Raw genomic sequence first — 16,208 nt, 5'->3', positions numbered from 1 at the left:
CGCAGGAAAGGAAAGAATGCCCGGCTGTGAAATGTCAGGCATTTCCGGGGAAAAGAACGCCCCGAACGGGCTGCAATCCATTCGGGGCGAGGCAGCTCCGGGATGCGGTGACGTGTCCGGAGCCTGTGGGAGGAAGCTTGATGGCTACAGTCCGTAGCTGGTCGACGCCTTGACGGTCAGGTCCACACGGCGCGCCATGGGGACGGTGAGGTCCTCCGACGGATTCGCCAGATGGGCCGGTACAAAATCGGTGTGGATGTCACGGGCACGGATGCCGCGGGCGTTCAGCGCTTCGAGCACCACGGCAGCGCGCGCTTCGGACAAATTGGCCGCTTCGGAATTATCGGCCGCATCGGCGGAGACAACCCGCGCCTGGATATCGGTCACGGCGCATCCGGCCAACTCGTCCCCGGCGGTATTGAGCGACCGGACAGCATAGGAAGAGAGGATCGATTCGTATTTCGAGAAATAGACGGTGATCTGCCTGTCCTGGCATGTCTTTTCGTACGGCACATGCACCGGCTCGGAGGGGGGCGCCTTGGGCGCATCCGACATGGCGGGAAATGCCAGGGCGATGGCGGCGATGCTGAATCCGGCGAGGAGTTGCGCGCGTTTCATGTGCAGTCTTCCTTCAGGCTTGTTGTGTCGGCTGACACCCATCCACGCCACATCTGTCGTGTGGCCTCATGACAAACTGGATAGACGTTCAATGGGGCGGAAATGTGCGGCTGGCAGGGCGATTGGGGCAAACTGGCGGTTTTAGGAAGGATTCTGCGCGCTGCTGCAGGAAGCGTGATAACGGACTGGCGCTTTCACTTGCGCCGGCTGCACGATCGAAGTAGTGACAGCGGTTCCAGCGGTGGCCGGCTTAGCTCAGCTGGTAGAGCATCTGATTTGTAATCAGAGGGTCGGGGGTTCGAGTCCCTCAGCCGGCACCATCAGACAGTCATCAGCTGCAAAATCCTGCATCAGCTGGTGTCGTGTCATTGTAAAACCCCGCCTGTCAGGTAGTATTTTCTTGTAAACACCGTATTCGCCTGTGGCGAAGCAAGTTCTTTGCGTGAATGCTGGGCTCATTCCTCGAAGTTACTTGCCCTAAGCTGGATGCAACATGACGAACCTTCGCATCGATTGGGACAAGCTGCGTGTCTTCAAGGCCGTGGCCGAGATCGGCAGCATGACGTCTGCGGCGGCCAGACTGAAGGAATCGCCTCCGACGGTGAGCCGCAAGATCGATGAACTCGAGGAATTCCTGAACAGCAAATTGTTCACGCGATCGACGCGCGGGGTGGAACTGACAGAAACCGGCAAGGTGGTGTTGCGCTATGCCCAGTTGATGGAAGACGCCGCCAATGAAGTGCTCAGCCAGGCCATCGGGAAAAGCAGCGGCCTGGAAGGGCGGATCCGGATTGGCACGGGCGATGGTGTCGGCCCTTACTGGATTGCGCCGCGCCTGAAGGAGTTCCAGGAAGCTCATCCCAGCGCACAGATACGTATGCATATCGATGAGCACGAACCGGACCTGTTGAACGACGAGGCGGACATATCCATCCAGTTTTCCGAACCGCGCGATCCGGAAATCATCAGCCACAAGCTGGGAACGCTGCATTATATCGGCTTTGCCTCGCAGGAGTATCTCAACTCACGCGACAGTCAGCCGTCCAGCCTGTTCGAATACCATCATCACCGCTGCATCCTGCACGAATCATACGTCCAGCAGGTCGAGCGTTGGGCGCCAAAGGCCGAAGAATTGAAGAAGATGATCGATTTTGCCTTCGTCACCAATTCGGCCAGCGCCATGATCGAGCTTTGTCGGCAGGGCGGGGGAATCGCCTTGTTGCCGACCTATCAGCAGGACGTCTTTCCGGACCTTGTTGCGCTCGACATGTCGGAAGTCGCGCCGATCCAGTTCTGGATGGCGTATACCGAGCAAACGCGGCGGTCACCTTTGGGAAATCTGATGATCGAATGGATCAAGGGCCTGTTCGACAAGCAGGCATCGCCCTGGTTCACGGATGACTTCATTCATCCCAAACAGGTCGCAAAACTGCGGCGGCAAACGGGCGGCAGCGCCGCCCGGCTCACGGCATTCTGAAGGACCGGGAGCCTAGTCTGCCGACATTGCCCGAAGGACACGCGCCATCATGCTGAGGCGTTCCTTCGACGGCGTCCGGTCAATCCAGGAATGGCATTCGGCGCGCACCTTGGCAGAAGGGTCTACCTTCTTGCCATCGTTTGCATTTTCGTCCTCAAACAGGCTCGCAATGGAGACGCGCAATACCTCCGCGACATTGGCCAGCATGCCGGCGCTCAGGCGGTTGGTGCCGGTCTCGTACTTCTGAAGTTGCTGGTGGCTGATGCCCAGCTCCGATCCCAGTTCGGCAAGCGTGAGATTACGGTCAAGACGAAGTTTTCGGATCTTCTCGCCAACCATTTGATCGACCGCGGTCGGGGCTCTGGAAGTAGATTGCTTCATGTCTCTGTCGCTCCGTATCTCCATCAGAGGTAAACAATTTTCGCGCAAAGGGTGTTATGGCAAGATCACCAATACCCAAGAAAACGGAATGCAGCGCGGAATCTGTATTACATCCTGATATCCGTTCCGATATTGGACTAATTTTTTCGGCCAAAAAACCCAAAAAAAGCAGCGTCTTGTGTAATTGGCTGATTTAGATCAACTTAACCGGCATCCCACTTTTGGTGGATGCGCCTGAGCGAAATTTAATAATCCTTCTTCCACTCTACGGAGAGCTTTGCCTCGCCATCTGTAGTAGTTTCTGAAGTAACAGAGACTTGAGGTCTTGGTTCCCACTCAACTTCAACGGAGCTTCCTGCAGCTCCTGCGGAGTTCAACTCGAGATATACATCCTCTGCGATGTATTGTCCGACACCTACTTGTGCCGTTCCTTCTTCGGATGTGCCAAAAGACAGCCGGTCGACCCCCAAAGCCGCCTGAATCTGCGAAGTCGGATCGAATCCCGAGCCATTGCCACTGAGTCGCGCAATGGAATTGGCGAGTTGGGCGGCCTCCAGCGCCGACAGGTCAACCGAGGATCGCCCGAACAGGAGTCGCGAAAGAATCTCGTCTTCCGGCAGATCGGGCGAACTGCTCAATTCGATGCTCGGATTGGTGGGCGAGCCAGTCAGGTTCACCTTGGCTTCGAAGCCATTCACCGTGCGGTCGGCTTCGATATCCAGCCGGGCCCGCTGAATCGGGCCGTCAAAGGTGATGGTTCCCGAATCAAACACGAACGGGCGTCCGGCCAGGTCCAGCGTACCGCGCCGCATCGTGGCTGTTCCATTCAGGCGGGGGCTGGCGGCCGTGCCGGACAGTTTCAGGTCTGCTCCCCATTCGCTCTCCAGGCCGCGCCCGTCGACATATACGCGCCGGTCGGCCGTGATCTTGATGTCGAGCGTCAGGGACTGTCTCAAGGCACTTTGAGCGGAGGGTTCATCGCCATTTTCCTTCCAGTGCACATCAATGGCCTGGGCCCGTGAGGAAGGCAGATTGTCCAGGTTGAAGCGTGCCGATTGCACGGTCACCGTTCCGGACACGTCACGTCCGGTCGGCGTTCCGGTGATCGTCACCTCGCCGCCGGCCACCAGGCTGTCACCGTCGCGATCATAGACCAGGAGGTCGGTGAAGTCCGTTCTCAAGTCTGTCGATTCGCCTGACACCTTGCCGGAAACACGCGCTGTGCCGCCTTCCGCGCCTTTCCCCGTCCCGTTCACGGTGAGGACCTGATCTGCGTATCGGGTCGCAAGGTCGAGATCGACAAGGCGGAGACTCGTGGCGCCGAATTCGTAAATACCGTCCGTCACGTCCGCACTGGCGTCCAGACGCGGTTGCCGCAAGGAACCGGACAGGCTGGCCGACGCGTCGATTGTTCCGCCAAGATCGTGCCCGTAGGCCAGCGCCAGTGATCGCAGGTCCGACAGGTCTCCGGCGAGGCGGGCAGTGCCCGAAACCGGCTGGTCCAGATCGAGCCGGGCCATGCGATCCGGTTGGGCCCTCACCGGCAGGACGGCGGTGCCGTCAAGATGCAGGGCGCCATAGTCGCCGTCGCCCGTGACCCGCAGCGCGCCATCGCGCAGCCGCCCGGTGACATCCACGGCCAGGGTCCGTTCCAGCCCCGGCAGAGGGCCCGCCACCACAAGGTCGAACTGGCCGGTCGGGTTCGCGCCAAACAGATCGAATTCGCCTTGGCCGTTGACCATGACCTGCCGGGTCGCCAGTCCGGCCGACGCAAACAATGGCGCGAGATCGACCTCATCCACGCTGAGCCCCAGCCGGGGATTGCGGTCGTCTTCCGATATGTCTGCGCGGATGGTTCCCCCGAACAGCGCGAGATGGGCCTCGATGGCGGGCGTGTCGCCCAGTTGCCAGTTGACCGGCTGGATGGACCGGACCTGTTCCCCGAGCAGCGTCCCGTCGAGTTCGATTTGGCCGCCCGTATACTCAGCCGAGAAGCTGGCCTCGCCCATCAGGCTTAGGTCGGTGGGGCGCGTGTCATGGGACCGTTTCAACTGTACGGTAAAATTGTAGCCTTCCGGCGCATTGCGAACCTGACCGTCCACGGAATCAAACCGCAGGGACGGCGACAGCCATATGTCTGCCACCTGCCCGGAGGCGATGATGGACACATCCGTGTCCGGAGCGCGGTCAACGGCCAGACGTATGTCAAACGCTCCGATACGGCGATCCCCGAAAGCGAAGCGGTCGCCCGCCAGGTCAATATCCAGGTCGAGGCCGGTGTCTCCGCCATAGGAAAGTTCGCCGGACAATTGGGCGGACTCGTAGTCGGACCGGATATCGCGAAGGGCAAAGATCCCCGATTGCCAGGAAGCGCCGGCGGTTATCTGAACCGGCTGGGTGTCCATCAGTCCTGCCACGGCAATTGGCCCGGCCCACCCATCCTCTCGGCGTGACAGGGATACATCCGTCGTCAGGGCATCGATATCTATTCCGCTGCGCTGGAAGTTGCCGTCATCCGAGGTCAGGCGGATCTCGTGCATGCCGTTCGAGCCGGACACATCGAAGCTGCCACCAGACAGATCGATTTCCGTGCCGGACAATGTGACTTCGCGCGCCTGAGTGAACCGGCCGCGGATCGCGACCGGGCCGCTCGGTGTGTACTGTCCGGACGCGGTTGCGGACACAACCTCTCCCTCAAGTGTGGCGGAAAGGATGCGAAAAGCGTCGCCTGATTTCTCCGCGGTCGCTTTCAGACGGGGGGCGCTGCCAAGCAATTCGGCCAGGGTCGTGTTCAGGGTTTCAAGATTCCGGATCGTCAGGTCGGTTACTGCGCCCGGTGCGGAGAAGTTCCCCGCCAGGCGAACACTTCCGGATGCGGAAACAGATGGCGCCGACGCGACAAACCCGGAGACCCCGTCCAGCCGTGCGACCAGATTCAGGGTGCGCGCGCGTGTGTCGACCGTTCCGTTTGCAGCGATGGCCCCGCGGGCAAGGCGCGCGGTTGACGGGGACAGTGTGAGCAGGCCGCTGTCGCGATTGTATCTGGCCGCGATGTCCGCGCGTGGTGTGGATCCCAGAATGCGCCGCGCCGTCGAGTTGGATTTCAGAAGACCGGCGGCGGCGAGCGAGGCCGTCAGGTCTACATCCGAACCGTCAGTCTGGACGGTTACGGGTCCTTCAAGCCGCTCAAAGGGAAGTCCGGAGTCCGCGGCGGCGGCCAGGCTGGCAGTGCCAGCCAGCACGGGACTCCCTATCGGACCGTCCACTGTCCCCTGGAAGGAAATGCGGGCATCGACGTCTGACAACTCCTTGAGGCCGTCGAAGGCGACATCAAGGGAAACGGGGCCGTCAAAGTCTGATGTACGGCGTCGATAAGTGCCGCCGGCGGCGACGGTTCCGGCCTGTCCTGCGGCAGACACGTCAAAGGGAATGTTCCGCTTTCCGATTGTTGCGTCGAGCGTCATGCTGGCTTGAGGGCCAATCAGTTTCGTCAGATTGTCTGGCAGCGGCAATCGACTCCCGTTGACATTCGCACTGGCCCGCAAATCGCTGTCGCTGATCTTGCCGGTAATTTCGCCCACGGTCTCACCGGACAGGCTGACTTCGGCAAAGCCGTCGCCCTCCCGCAATGTGCCACTGGCGCGGGCAATGATTTGCGCGCTTTCTCCTTCGGGAAGCCCGGCCAGAGAAGCCAGCGTGCCGCCGGCTGGGGCCTTAATCTCCGTATCGAGACGGTAGGCGCCGGAAACCGCGCGCTTCAGCGTTGCGTCGATCCGGTCGCCTACGCCCTCAAGAGGCAGGGCGGTAACCGACAGGTCGAACGTCTTTTCCTTGGGCAGGCGGAACCGGCCGTCTATCGTGAACACGGCGCGCGGCCCGGCGACTCCCTCCTGCAACAGCAATTCGTCAATCTTCAACTGGTCGAGCGACACGGCCCAGTCGCCGGAAGAGCCATCAGTCTGCTTGTCGCGTGTTTCCGTGACGGGGCGCCGGCGGATGTCCACCTTTCCGGCGCTGACAAGGTCGAGCTTTACCGTTCGCGACATCAGCCGGGCGGGTGACCAGGCCAGATCAACATCCTCGATGGACAGCCAGACCCCTTCGGCATCTGTCAGGGTGATCCGCGCGGCGCCGAACCGATCAAGTGGGTCGCCTGACAAGCCTTCTATGTCGATCCGTCCGAAGCTTCCCGCCTTGCGTCCGTCGATCTGCGATTCGATGAAGGCGCGTCCGCCGCTGGACCCGATCCAGAGGCGCGCTGCGGCCAGGCAGGCCAGCACGACCATCAGGACCGACAGGCTCACCACCAGCCAGGGGCGACGACGAACCATTCCAAGGAGCGGCGAGAGGACTGACATCAGAATGCCTGCCCGATCGACACATAGATCTGAACCGGATCTTCACCCTCCTGCCGGTCCAGCGGCGTCGCAATGTCGAACCGGATCGGACCGAACCCCGGATAGAAGCGAATGCCGAAGCCAGCAGACATGCGCATCTCGCTGATGGCCTCATCAATCGAGCCAGCGGCGTAACCCGAATCCACGAAGGCGACGTATCCCCAGCGGTCGGAGTGCCGGAACCGGAGTTCCGCGGACGCTGCAAACATCGCATCGCCGCCAATGATGTTGCCGTCGGTATCGGTGGGAGACAGGGATTGATATTCGAAGCCACGGACAGAGCCGCCGCCTCCGGCGTAGAATTTCCGGTCCACCGGCACATCATCATCGCCAAGGAAAGTGCCGGCCTCGGCGCGGACAGCCGCCACAAGCCGGTCGGTAATCTTTCTGTAGGTCGATGCCGATGTCGTAATGCGTGTGAAGGGCGCCTCGCTGTCGCCAACTGAGACGCCCGGCTCTACACCCAGTGCGATACGATTGCCGGCCTGCGGGTCCAGCGGCTGTTTCACCGTGTCGTAGGTCGCGCCCAACGGGAACGAAAAGGTGACCTGTTCGACATATTCATCCTGGCCGGCGGATCGCAATTCATAGTCGGTTGACCGCGTCGCGTCGATTGTTGCGCCTGCGGACAATGTGAAGTGATCATTGAAGGGTTGCGACAGGCTGGCTGTGGCACTGACGCCCTGCAGGTCGTAGGCATCCGTTTCTTCCGCACGAATGCCGGTCTCGGCTGAGAAATCGCGGCCATATCTGCCGATGTTCGGGCGTTCATAGCTCAGTGTCAGTTCGCTGGTCAGGGTGGCGATCTGGGCGTCCACGCCCAGCGTGTCGCCGACACCGGTCAGGTTGCGGCGTTCCCAGCTGGCCGTGGCGCCCGCGCCTTCCGAAGTGGACACGCTGAGACCTGCGCTGATCGACCGGCGTTTGCCTTCCGAGAGCTGCAGCTCAACGGAGTGATACCCGTCAGTTCCCGGATTTTCAGCAATCTTGACCCCGATCCCGTCGAACAGGTCCGTGCTGCGCAGGCGCGTGCGCAGTGTTTCCATTGTGTCCGGCTTGTAGAAGTCTCCGGGTTGCCAGTTGCGCAGGGTGCGGATGGCGCCCGGACGCGTTTTCAAGTCCACCGGAACAATCAGGTCTCCCAGGCGGACGCGCGGTCCGGGGGAGAGCGAATAGGTCAGCTCCAGTGTCGAATCCGCCCGGGATGCCAGCGCATCAATCCCTTCGCTTTCGGCAAAGGCATAGCCGGCCTTGCGCAATGTGGTGACCAGGCGCTTGTCGAGACTTTCGATGTCTTCGGTCACGGCCCAGGTGCCGATGCCCAGCTCATCTGAGACAAGCTCAAGTCGGGTCAGCACCTCCTCCGGCAGGTCGCCGGTGCCAGCAAGAGTGACCGATGCGATGGTGAAACGCTCACCGGGATCAACATCCAGCCGGGGCGTCATGTCCATGTCTTCGACCAGATCAGGCGTGACGACCGCAGCGAAATAGCCTTCGGATGCGAGGTATTCCTGAAGGGTGTCTGCGGCCTGATTGGCTCTCCGGCGAACGTCCAGAAGACTGGTGGGGGCACCCGCCCGGATCGATACGGCATCGCGTGCGCCGTCTTCCAGGGAGTTTGGTACACCGTCGAAGGTTACGGGCATATATGCCGAACCGGAGGTGGCAGACTCGCCAGTTCCGTTTCCGCGCAGATACGCACAAGCTGGCAACAGGCCGAGCGCCACGCAGCACACAGCCATTCTGCCAAGTTGCAGGCGGCGCGTGTCGGTCAGGCGTTCTGCCCGGTTTACCATGTCGACGTCAGTCCCTGAATATTCACGGCGAATTGTGCGCCATTGAGCTGAGTGTACGGTGAACAAGTTTGCTGAAATTTGTCGCTTCCAACCCGATAGCTGTTTTTTTTGCGGCTTTGCGACGCCAACCGTTCCCGCAGAAATACTTGGCAAGGGCCTGATTGCGGCGCGTCGCGCATCCCCCCATATTTGCACTTCAACTTTTTCCCACGGGGATTTTCATGACATATCTGATGGTTCTTGGCGGCCTCGTCCTCCTGTTTGTCGGGGGCGAAGGGCTTGTCCGGGGATCGGTGAGTGTTGCGCGCAAGCTCAATATCTCCGAACTGGTGATTGGTCTGACACTCGTCGGCTTCGGAACTTCGGTGCCGGAACTGGTGACCAGCCTCAATGCCATCAACGCCGATGCCGTTGGTATAGCGGTCGGAAACGTGGTCGGTTCCAATATTGCCAACATCCTGCTGGTACTAGGTGTGGCGGCCGTAATTCATCCGATCATCACCAACCCTCGCGCCCTCATGCGGGACACGCTTCTGATGTTGTTGGCCACGCTGTTGCTTTGCACGATGATCTGGTTCGATCTTTTCTCGCGGCTCGGTGGTGCGCTGCTCGTTACTGCTCTAGCGATCTATATTGTGTTTTCGCTGATGGCAGACCGGGCCAGCCAGGGCGCGGTGGCCGAAATGCATGCTGGGGAAGGGGAGACGGTCGAGGCGAATTACGGCGTTGCGCTGGGCGCGCTGATTGCGTTGGCCGGTCTTGCGGGTGTTGTGCTTGGCGCCAAATTTCTGGTAGATGGCGGCGTCGTCATCGCGCGGGAATTCGGTGTCAGCGAAACCGTGATCGGCCTGTCGATTGTTGCAGTCGGCACCAGCCTGCCGGAACTCGCGACGTCGGCCATCGCCGCTTTCCGGGGCAAGGCAGACGTCGCGCTGGGCAACATCATCGGCTCGAACATCTTCAACATTCTCGGCATTCTGGGGCTGACCGCCCTTGTGCACCCGTTCAGCGTGCGCCGCGAACCGAGTGGCGATGTCACCGCCGATGCAATGGCCTCCGGCATCGGCAACAGCCTGATCAGTGTGGGCGATATTGCGGCGCTGGTCCTGTCGGTCGCGCTGATGGTGGTGTTTGCGATTACGGGCAAGCTGGTGGCGCGCTGGGAGGGAGCGGTTCTCCTTTTCGCCTATGCGCTCTATATGGGGCTCACCTTCAACCTCATTCCCGTACCGGCGATCCTCTAATATGGCTGACAATCCGATTTATCAGGGGCTGGGCCAACTCGGCCAGCAGACCCACCAACCGCAGAGTCCTGAAGAGGCCCGGCTTGAACGTGTGGCCAATCCCCATGCGGACACATTGTACCTGACCCGGTTCGTGGCTCCGGAATTCACATCGCTGTGTCCCGTGACCGGCCAGCCTGATTTTGCCCATCTGGTGATCGACTATGCGCCCGGAGAGTGGCTGGTCGAGTCCAAAAGCCTGAAGCTCTACCTCACCAGCTTCCGGAATCACGGAGCCTTCCATGAGGAATGCACTGTATCCATCGGCAAGAAGATCTTCGACTTCACCGAAGCGAACTGGCTGCGCATCTCCGGATACTGGTATCCGCGCGGCGGGATCCCGATCGATGTGTTCTGGCAGTCGGGTGATGTGCCGGCAGGACTCTATGTGCCCGAGACCGGCGTCGCGTCCTATCGTGGCCGGGGCTAGCGCGACCAGCGTGTGACGATGTCTGACATGCAGGCGCGTCCGCGTTCGGGCGGGGCGACCCTGGATGTGCCGAGATAGATGAAGCCGGCCACGCGCTCCGTGCCCTCCAGGCCGAGTGCGTCGGCAACTTGCGAGTCAAAGGCCGGCCACTCGCTGAGCCATGCGCCCGCCCAGCCGCTGGCATTGGCCGCCAGCAGAAGATTGTAGCAGACGGCACCGGCAGACAGCTCCTGTTCCCAGACAGGTGTTCGCCCGTCATCTTTCGGCGAGGAGATGACGGCGACGACAGTGGGGGCGCGCAGGAACAGGCCGGCGGCTTCCATCAAGTCCCGGGATTCTGCATCTTCAAGCGTTTCGCCGCGAATGCGGGCGAGTTCCTGACCGAAATCCGCGCGGGCCTCGCCCTCGAACACAATGAAACGCCATGGAGTCAGTTTGCGATGATCTGGCACGCGGGCGGCGATTTCCAGCAACTCGTCGAGCGCGTCCGGTGATGGGCCTGGTTCGTTGATGAAGTGCTTTCCAGCAGACCGGCGGCGGGCCAGGAGCTGGCGTGCCTCGGCGCTGGGACGGGTGGCCAGCATGGGCGTACCAATGGCGGGGGCGGGGGGGAATCGCTTTGTCATTGCCGCAACATAGGTGCCGCCGCGATGATCTTGAAGGCGGCCATTAACGAATTGCGTGTTGTGATTTCAGGTGGATGGGAGTACAAGAGTGAACAGTGTTCACTTTCTGAACACTCTGCTTGAGCGCTGGATCAAATGGAAACAGACAACGCCCCCGAGGTAACGCCGGCTGACCGCCGCCGCCTGCGCGTGCGGGAGTCGATCATCTCGGCTGCCGAGCGCGTTTTTGCGCGGGAAGGCGAGACAGGGCTGTCGATCCGGCGTCTGGCCGACGAAATCGATTATTCACCGGCAGCGATCTACAAGTATTTCGGTTCCAAGGAGGAATTGATCGACGAATTGAAGGAGGCGTTCTTCGAACGGCTGCTCGAGAAGGTCGACAACAGTTCCAGCGCTGACCGACCATTTCTGGAGCGCGCGAAAGCGTGTGTCGCGACCTATGTTGAAACGGCCGTGACGCGTCCTTTCCATTATGCTGCGGCCTTTTCCAGCATCCAGCATGACCTTCCCGAGAACGGAGCCGGTATCCTGTCCTGGGAGGGCTTCGTCGCATCCCAGAAAGGGCAGGCATTCGGCGTGCTGATCAGCATGGTCAGAGAGGGACAGGAACTGGGCGTGTTCGATCCCGTACTGGACCCGGTCATGGCGGCAAAGTCCCTCTGGGCGGGGTCCCACGGGCTCGCCCAGCTGCTTATTCACGTGCCGAAATTCCACCAACTCGTCCCGGACGAGAACCCGATTTCGGCAAGCGATTTCATCGAGTTTCATGCAAGCCTCCAGATCCGCAGCCTGTTGAAGCCTGCGGTGACGGACACCAATGGCGACCTTCCAGGACATACTTCATGACAGAGACTGATCCCCACACCGGAGACGTGTCGCGCGACAAGCGGCCGACAGCCCTGAAAGGGTTGTTCTTCATGATCGTTCTGGCGTTGGTCTGCGCCGGTCTCGTCTTTGCTGCGACCCGTCTGCGCAGCGAGGAGGGGCCGAAGATTGCCAAGGCGGCCCCGGCGCCCATGACGGTTCAGGTTGCGCCCGTCGAACTGGTCACAGCCTTCACGCTGAACGAGACCTATTCCGGTCTCGCGGAAGCCAGACGCAGCAGCGCGCTGGGATTCTCCAGTGGCGGGCGGATCGAGACCATTGCGGTAGATGTCGGCGACCGGGTCAAGCGCGGCAGCGTGCTGGCCAGCCTGGATACGCGTGGTCTGCGGGCCCAGCTTGCGTCAGCAGACGCGGTGATCGAGGAAGCTCGCGCGGCGCATTCTCTTGCCCTCAGCACAGTTGAACGGCAGCGGAAGCTGAAAATGCAGGGACATGTGTCCCAGCAGGCGGTCGACGAAGCCGAAGCGCAGGCTGATACCGCTCTGGCTCGAGTGGAAGCCGCGAAGGCGCAGGCCGACATTTTCCGGGTCCAGATTGACCTCTCCCGTATCACAGCCCCCTTCGACGGAGTGGTGACAGCCCGCCTGGCCGACGAGGGCACGATTGCCGGAGCAGGCCAGCCCGTGCTGGACCTTGTGGAAGCCGCGCATCTGGAAGCGCGCATCGGCTTGCCGGCCGGGAGTGCAGCGCGCCTGAGCCCTGGCGAAACCTATCAGCTGCAGGCAGACACCGGTCCGGTGGAAGCCGTTCTACGCAGCGTGACCGGTGTCATCGATCCGGCGCAGCGAACCGTGGCCGCCGTGTTTGAAATCGACAATACCGGCGCTGTGGCCTCTGGCGCCGTCGTGCGCCTGACCATGCAGCGTGACATCGATGAGCCGGGCTTCTGGGTGCCAGTGAAATCATTGTCGACCGCTTCCCGCGGCCTGTGGACGATTTATGTTGCCGAGCCGGCCGGATCCGGCTGGACCGTTGCCACACGGCCCGTGGAAATGGTGCACACCGACGGGGACAGGGCCTTTGTACGCGGCGCAGTCGAGGCCGGAGAAAGAGTCATCACGGACGGCCTGCAGCGGATTGTGCCTGGCTTGCCGGTGGAACCGCGCGACGTTCATCGCGCGGCGGCTGTGAACGGCGGCTGAAGGTCATGTCGACGCTGTTCTTCAAGTTGCCGCGCCTGGCCATTCTCGCCATCCTGGTGGTCCTGATTGGCGGTCTCGGGGCCATGCTGACTCTGGGGCGCCAGGAGGATCCGACCCTGATCGAGCGCTACGGCTTCGTGCTGACGCCGTATCCCGGCGCAGATGCGGAACGCGTCGAGGCGCTGGTCACCGAGCCGGTCGAGGCCGCCTTGATGGAGCTTGCCGAGATCGAGGAAGTCACGTCCACCAGCCGGGCCGGTTTTTCGCAGGTCCGCATCCAGATCCGCGAAGACCTGTCGGAGGGCGAAGTGGACGATACCTGGACGCTGATCCGGGGGCAGGTCGAGGAGGCGCAGGCGCAGTTTCCCGCAGGCGTCGGATCGCCGGAAGTGGAGCGGCTTTATGTGGGCGCGGCGACGCTGGTCGTCGGACTGACCTGGACGGGCGAAGGCGATCCGCCCCTCACCGTCATGCGCCGATTGGTGCTGGATCTCGAGGACAAGTTCCAGCGCCTGCCCGGCACGGAGGAAACCGAAACCTACGGCCTGCCCGAAGAAGAAGTGCGTGTGGTGGTCGACCCGCAGGCGCTATCGGCAGCCGGCCTGTCCTTCCGCGACGCGGCGGGACTGATCGCATCGGCGGACAGCAAGACTCCGGCCGGGCGTCTGCGCGGGCAAGGCGGTACAATCGGCCTGGAAGTCGGCGGTGAATTTGATGGCATATCCCGGGTCCGTCAGGTGCCGCTTCTGCAGCGCGCCGACGGATCGGCCGTGCGCGTTGGCGATGTTGCCCGGGTCGAGAAAGGCTATGCGGACCCGGCGACGAAACAGGCCTATGAGAACAATCTGAGGACGGTGCTGGTGGGTGTGTACATTTCACCCGGGCAGCGTGTGGACAGATGGGCGGAAAGCGCGCGGGCGATCGCGGACGAGTTTGCAGCCTCTGCACCGCCGGGGCTGAAGGTCGAGACCGTGTTCGACCAGAGCCGCTACACCAATGACCGGTTGAACGGCCTTGCGCAAAGCCTGCTGTTCTCGGCCTTCATCGTCGTGCTTGTCCTGTTCGTCACGATGGGGTGGCGCTCGGCCATCGTGGTCGGCATGGCCATCCCGCTGACGATCAGCCTCGTGCTGATCCTGTTCAGCGTGTTCGGTCATCCGCTCCACCAGATGTCGGTGACCGGCCTCGTCATTTCGCTTGGACTTCTTATCGACAATGCGATTGTCGTGGTTGACGAGTTCGACCAGTTGCGGGCCAAGGGGAAGAACCGGTTCGAGGCCATCCGGCAGAGCCTTGGCCATCTGGCTGCGCCGCTGGCGGCGTCCACACTGACCACAGCCCTGGCGTTTGCGCCGATTGCCCTGCTTCCCGGCGGCGCCGGAGAATTTGTGGGCATGATCGGCCTGTCGGTTGTGTTCTCGATTTCGGCTTCCTTCATCGTCTCCATCACCGTGATCCCCGCCATGGCCGGCTGGTTTGACCGCAAGCGCGGCTGGGAAACCGGACAGGCGAAACGCCCGCGCCGCTGGTGGCGGGACGGCGTGATGAACGATTTCATCTCGGATGGCTATCGGGCCTCCATCGAAGCGACGCTGCGATTCCCGCTGCTCGGCATCGCCATCGGCGTGGCGCCGGCAATCTTCGGGTTCTGGCTGGTGGGTCAGTTGCCCTCTCAGTTCTTTCCGCAGACGGAGCGCGACCAGTTTCAGGTGACGTTCCAGCTGTCACCTGAAGCGGACATACATGACACGGTCGATGTGGCGCACCGCGCAACGGACATGATCAGTGCCATCGAGGGGGTGGAGGATGTGACCTGGGTGCTCGGCCAGCCATCTCCGCGTGTCTATTACAATGTCCTCAACAATACCGAAGGCGTTGAAGGGTTCGCCACCGGCTGGATTCAGCTGGATTCGAATGAGCGCACGCACGAGATCGTCGGCGAAGTGCAGCGCATGGTGCGTGAGGAGTTTCCAAGCGCGCGCTTCCTGGCCCTGCCATTCGAACAGGGACCTCCAGCGGATGCGCCGATCGAGTTGCGCATCATGGGCAATGATTTCGATACGCTGGACAGGATCGGCGACGAGATCCGCGGCGTGCTCGGCCAGACGCCGGGGATCACCTACACGGTTGCCTCGCTCGAGCTTGGCGCGCCGACCATGCGCCTGCAGGCCGATGAGGCCGCTTCTGCCATGGCGGGCGAGCGTCTGACGGATATTGCTGCAGATCTGAGCGCGGAGCTGGAAGGCGTCCGGGCCGGCTCCGTTCTGGAGGGCACCGAGGAACTGCCGGTGAAGGTGATTGCCCCCATGTCGCGTCGATCCGGCATGGCGGATCTGCGCTCCGCCACGGTTGGCACCGGTGCCGGCACGCCCATTTCGGCCCTGGGCGATGTCACGCTCGTCCCGGAGACTGCCGTGATCACGCGGCGCAATGGCCAGCGCATGAACCAGATCCTGGCCTATCTCGATCCCTATACCTTGCCGGCGCCTGTGCTGGCGGATTATCAGGCGCGCTTCGCGGACACCGGATTCCACATCCCGGCGGGCTATGACGTCGTGATTGGCGGGGAGGCGGAGAATTCCAGCGACGCCCTCGGCAATCTCGCCGCTGTTGGCGTGCCGCTGGTGATGGTGATGGCAGGGGCGATCATGCTGGTGTTCAATTCCTTCCGCATGATGCTGCTGGTGCTGGCCTCCGGGTTCCTGTCGCTGGGCTATGCCTTTTTCGGCGTGTGGCTGTTCAACCTGCCATTCGGGTTCAATGCGATCATCGGCGGGCTGGGCCTGTTCGGCATTGCGATCAATGGCTCCATTGTCGTTCTGTCATTGTTGAGGGCCAATCCCGGCGCCATGGCGGATGATGTGATCGCCCAGCGCGAAGTTGTGGTGGATGCCACACGGCATATCGTGGCGACCACGTTGACCACGATGGGCGGTTTCGTGCCGATCCTGCTGACCGGGGATTCTTTCTGGATGCCTTTGGCGGCGGGCATTTCCGGCGGGGTCGGCGGCTCGGCACTGCTGGCATTGTACTTCACGCCGGCCATCTTCCGGATCACGACGATGAAACCGGTGCGGAAGGCCCTGCGCCATATGTTCGGCGGCCGCGAAGTGCCAGCAGAGTAAACCGGCAACAGGGGTTGCACTCGGGCCAAAACGGCCCATTTCGATAGA

Annotated in this window: 11 protein-coding genes and 1 tRNA gene; 7 read left to right on the top strand and 5 right to left on the bottom strand. The window is 61.8% G+C overall.

What is annotated here, in order from left to right; all coding sequences use genetic code 11:
* Positions 1–144: 144 nt before the first annotated feature.
* The gene (locus tag HF955_RS00125) at positions 145–618 is read right to left on the bottom strand and encodes a hypothetical protein (protein ID WP_291077001.1); all 474 of its coding nucleotides are present in this window, start codon (positions 616–618) and stop codon (positions 145–147) included.
* A gap of 244 nt (positions 619–862) precedes the next feature.
* Here HF955_RS00125 and HF955_RS00120 point away from each other — a divergent pair.
* Both HF955_RS00120 and HF955_RS00115 read left to right on the top strand, forming a co-directional pair.
* A tRNA-Thr gene (locus tag HF955_RS00120) sits at positions 863–938 on the top strand.
* A gap of 173 nt (positions 939–1,111) precedes the next feature.
* On the top strand, positions 1,112–2,095 hold the full coding sequence (locus tag HF955_RS00115; protein ID WP_027836531.1) for a LysR family transcriptional regulator: 984 nt from the start codon (positions 1,112–1,114) through the stop codon (positions 2,093–2,095).
* Positions 2,096–2,107: 12 nt separating this feature from the next.
* On the opposite strand, the gene HF955_RS00110 is transcribed toward HF955_RS00115, so the two are convergent.
* The 3 genes from HF955_RS00110 to HF955_RS00100 all read right to left on the bottom strand — a co-directional run bounded on the left by HF955_RS00110 (position 2,108) and on the right by HF955_RS00100 (position 8,669).
* Positions 2,108–2,476 (bottom strand): helix-turn-helix transcriptional regulator, encoded by a 369-nt coding sequence (locus tag HF955_RS00110; RefSeq protein WP_291076999.1) that lies wholly within the window; start codon positions 2,474–2,476, stop codon positions 2,108–2,110.
* A 245-nt stretch (positions 2,477–2,721) separates the two neighbouring features.
* Positions 2,722–6,807 (bottom strand): translocation/assembly module TamB domain-containing protein, encoded by a 4,086-nt coding sequence (locus tag HF955_RS00105; RefSeq protein WP_291076998.1) that lies wholly within the window; start codon positions 6,805–6,807, stop codon positions 2,722–2,724.
* A gap of 26 nt (positions 6,808–6,833) precedes the next feature.
* Positions 6,834–8,669, bottom strand: coding sequence for an autotransporter assembly complex family protein (locus HF955_RS00100; RefSeq protein ID WP_291076997.1), 1,836 nt, complete (start codon positions 8,667–8,669; stop codon positions 6,834–6,836).
* Between the two features lie 221 nt (positions 8,670–8,890).
* On the opposite strand from HF955_RS00100, the gene HF955_RS00095 reads away from it, so the two are divergent.
* Entirely contained in the window at positions 8,891–9,913 is a 1,023-nt protein-coding gene (locus HF955_RS00095) for a calcium/sodium antiporter (protein ID WP_291076996.1), read from the top strand.
* 1 nt (position 9,914) lies between these two features.
* Complete coding sequence (gene queF / locus HF955_RS00090) at positions 9,915–10,382, top strand: preQ(1) synthase (RefSeq protein WP_291076995.1); 468 nt, start codon at positions 9,915–9,917, stop codon at positions 10,380–10,382.
* On the opposite strand, the gene HF955_RS00085 is transcribed toward queF, so the two are convergent.
* Positions 10,379–11,008: a nitroreductase gene (locus tag HF955_RS00085; protein ID WP_291076994.1), complete on the bottom strand. Its 630-nt coding sequence runs from the start codon at positions 11,006–11,008 to the stop codon at positions 10,379–10,381. The genes queF and HF955_RS00085 overlap by 4 nt on opposite strands.
* A 135-nt stretch (positions 11,009–11,143) precedes the next feature.
* On the opposite strand from HF955_RS00085, the gene HF955_RS00080 reads away from it, so the two are divergent.
* From HF955_RS00080 to HF955_RS00070, 3 genes are read left to right on the top strand one after another with little or no spacing between them, the layout of a single operon-like run.
* Positions 11,144–11,854, top strand: a complete 711-nt coding sequence (locus HF955_RS00080) for a TetR/AcrR family transcriptional regulator (protein ID WP_291076993.1) — start codon at positions 11,144–11,146, stop codon at positions 11,852–11,854.
* Positions 11,851–13,035 (top strand): efflux RND transporter periplasmic adaptor subunit, encoded by a 1,185-nt coding sequence (locus HF955_RS00075; RefSeq protein ID WP_291076992.1) that lies wholly within the window; start codon positions 11,851–11,853, stop codon positions 13,033–13,035. The genes HF955_RS00080 and HF955_RS00075 overlap by 4 nt, the downstream gene beginning before the upstream one ends.
* A gap of 5 nt (positions 13,036–13,040) precedes the next feature.
* Positions 13,041–16,160 carry an efflux RND transporter permease subunit gene (locus tag HF955_RS00070; protein ID WP_291076991.1) on the top strand — a complete coding sequence of 1,040 codons (3,120 nt, stop codon included), beginning with the start codon at positions 13,041–13,043 and terminating at the stop codon, positions 16,158–16,160.
* Positions 16,161–16,208: the final 48 nt, after the last annotated feature.

It is taken from the genome of Hyphomonas sp., from assembly GCF_017792385.1.
GTDB lineage: Bacteria > Pseudomonadota > Alphaproteobacteria > Caulobacterales > Hyphomonadaceae > Hyphomonas.
This window is presented reverse-complemented; position numbering and strand designations above follow the sequence as displayed.

Bases quoted from the DNA above. Each gene is read 5' to 3' on its own strand.
- HF955_RS00095 (WP_291076996.1), top strand. From the start codon at position 8,891: ATGACATATCTGATGGTTCTTGGCGGCCTCGTCCTCCTGTTTGTCGGG.
- HF955_RS00125 (WP_291077001.1), bottom strand. From the start codon at position 618: ATGAAACGCGCGCAACTCCTCGCCGGATTCAGCATCGCCGCCATCGCC.
- HF955_RS00115 (WP_027836531.1), top strand. From the start codon at position 1,112: ATGACGAACCTTCGCATCGATTGGGACAAGCTGCGTGTCTTCAAGGCC.
- HF955_RS00080 (WP_291076993.1), top strand. From the start codon at position 11,144: ATGGAAACAGACAACGCCCCCGAGGTAACGCCGGCTGACCGCCGCCGC.
- HF955_RS00100 (WP_291076997.1), bottom strand. From the start codon at position 8,669: ATGGTAAACCGGGCAGAACGCCTGACCGACACGCGCCGCCTGCAACTT.
- queF (WP_291076995.1), top strand. From the start codon at position 9,915: ATGGCTGACAATCCGATTTATCAGGGGCTGGGCCAACTCGGCCAGCAG.
- HF955_RS00105 (WP_291076998.1), bottom strand. From the start codon at position 6,807: ATGGTTCGTCGTCGCCCCTGGCTGGTGGTGAGCCTGTCGGTCCTGATG.
- HF955_RS00070 (WP_291076991.1), top strand. From the start codon at position 13,041: ATGTCGACGCTGTTCTTCAAGTTGCCGCGCCTGGCCATTCTCGCCATC.
- HF955_RS00075 (WP_291076992.1), top strand. From the start codon at position 11,851: ATGACAGAGACTGATCCCCACACCGGAGACGTGTCGCGCGACAAGCGG.
- HF955_RS00085 (WP_291076994.1), bottom strand. From the start codon at position 11,008: ATGACAAAGCGATTCCCCCCCGCCCCCGCCATTGGTACGCCCATGCTG.
- HF955_RS00110 (WP_291076999.1), bottom strand. From the start codon at position 2,476: ATGAAGCAATCTACTTCCAGAGCCCCGACCGCGGTCGATCAAATGGTT.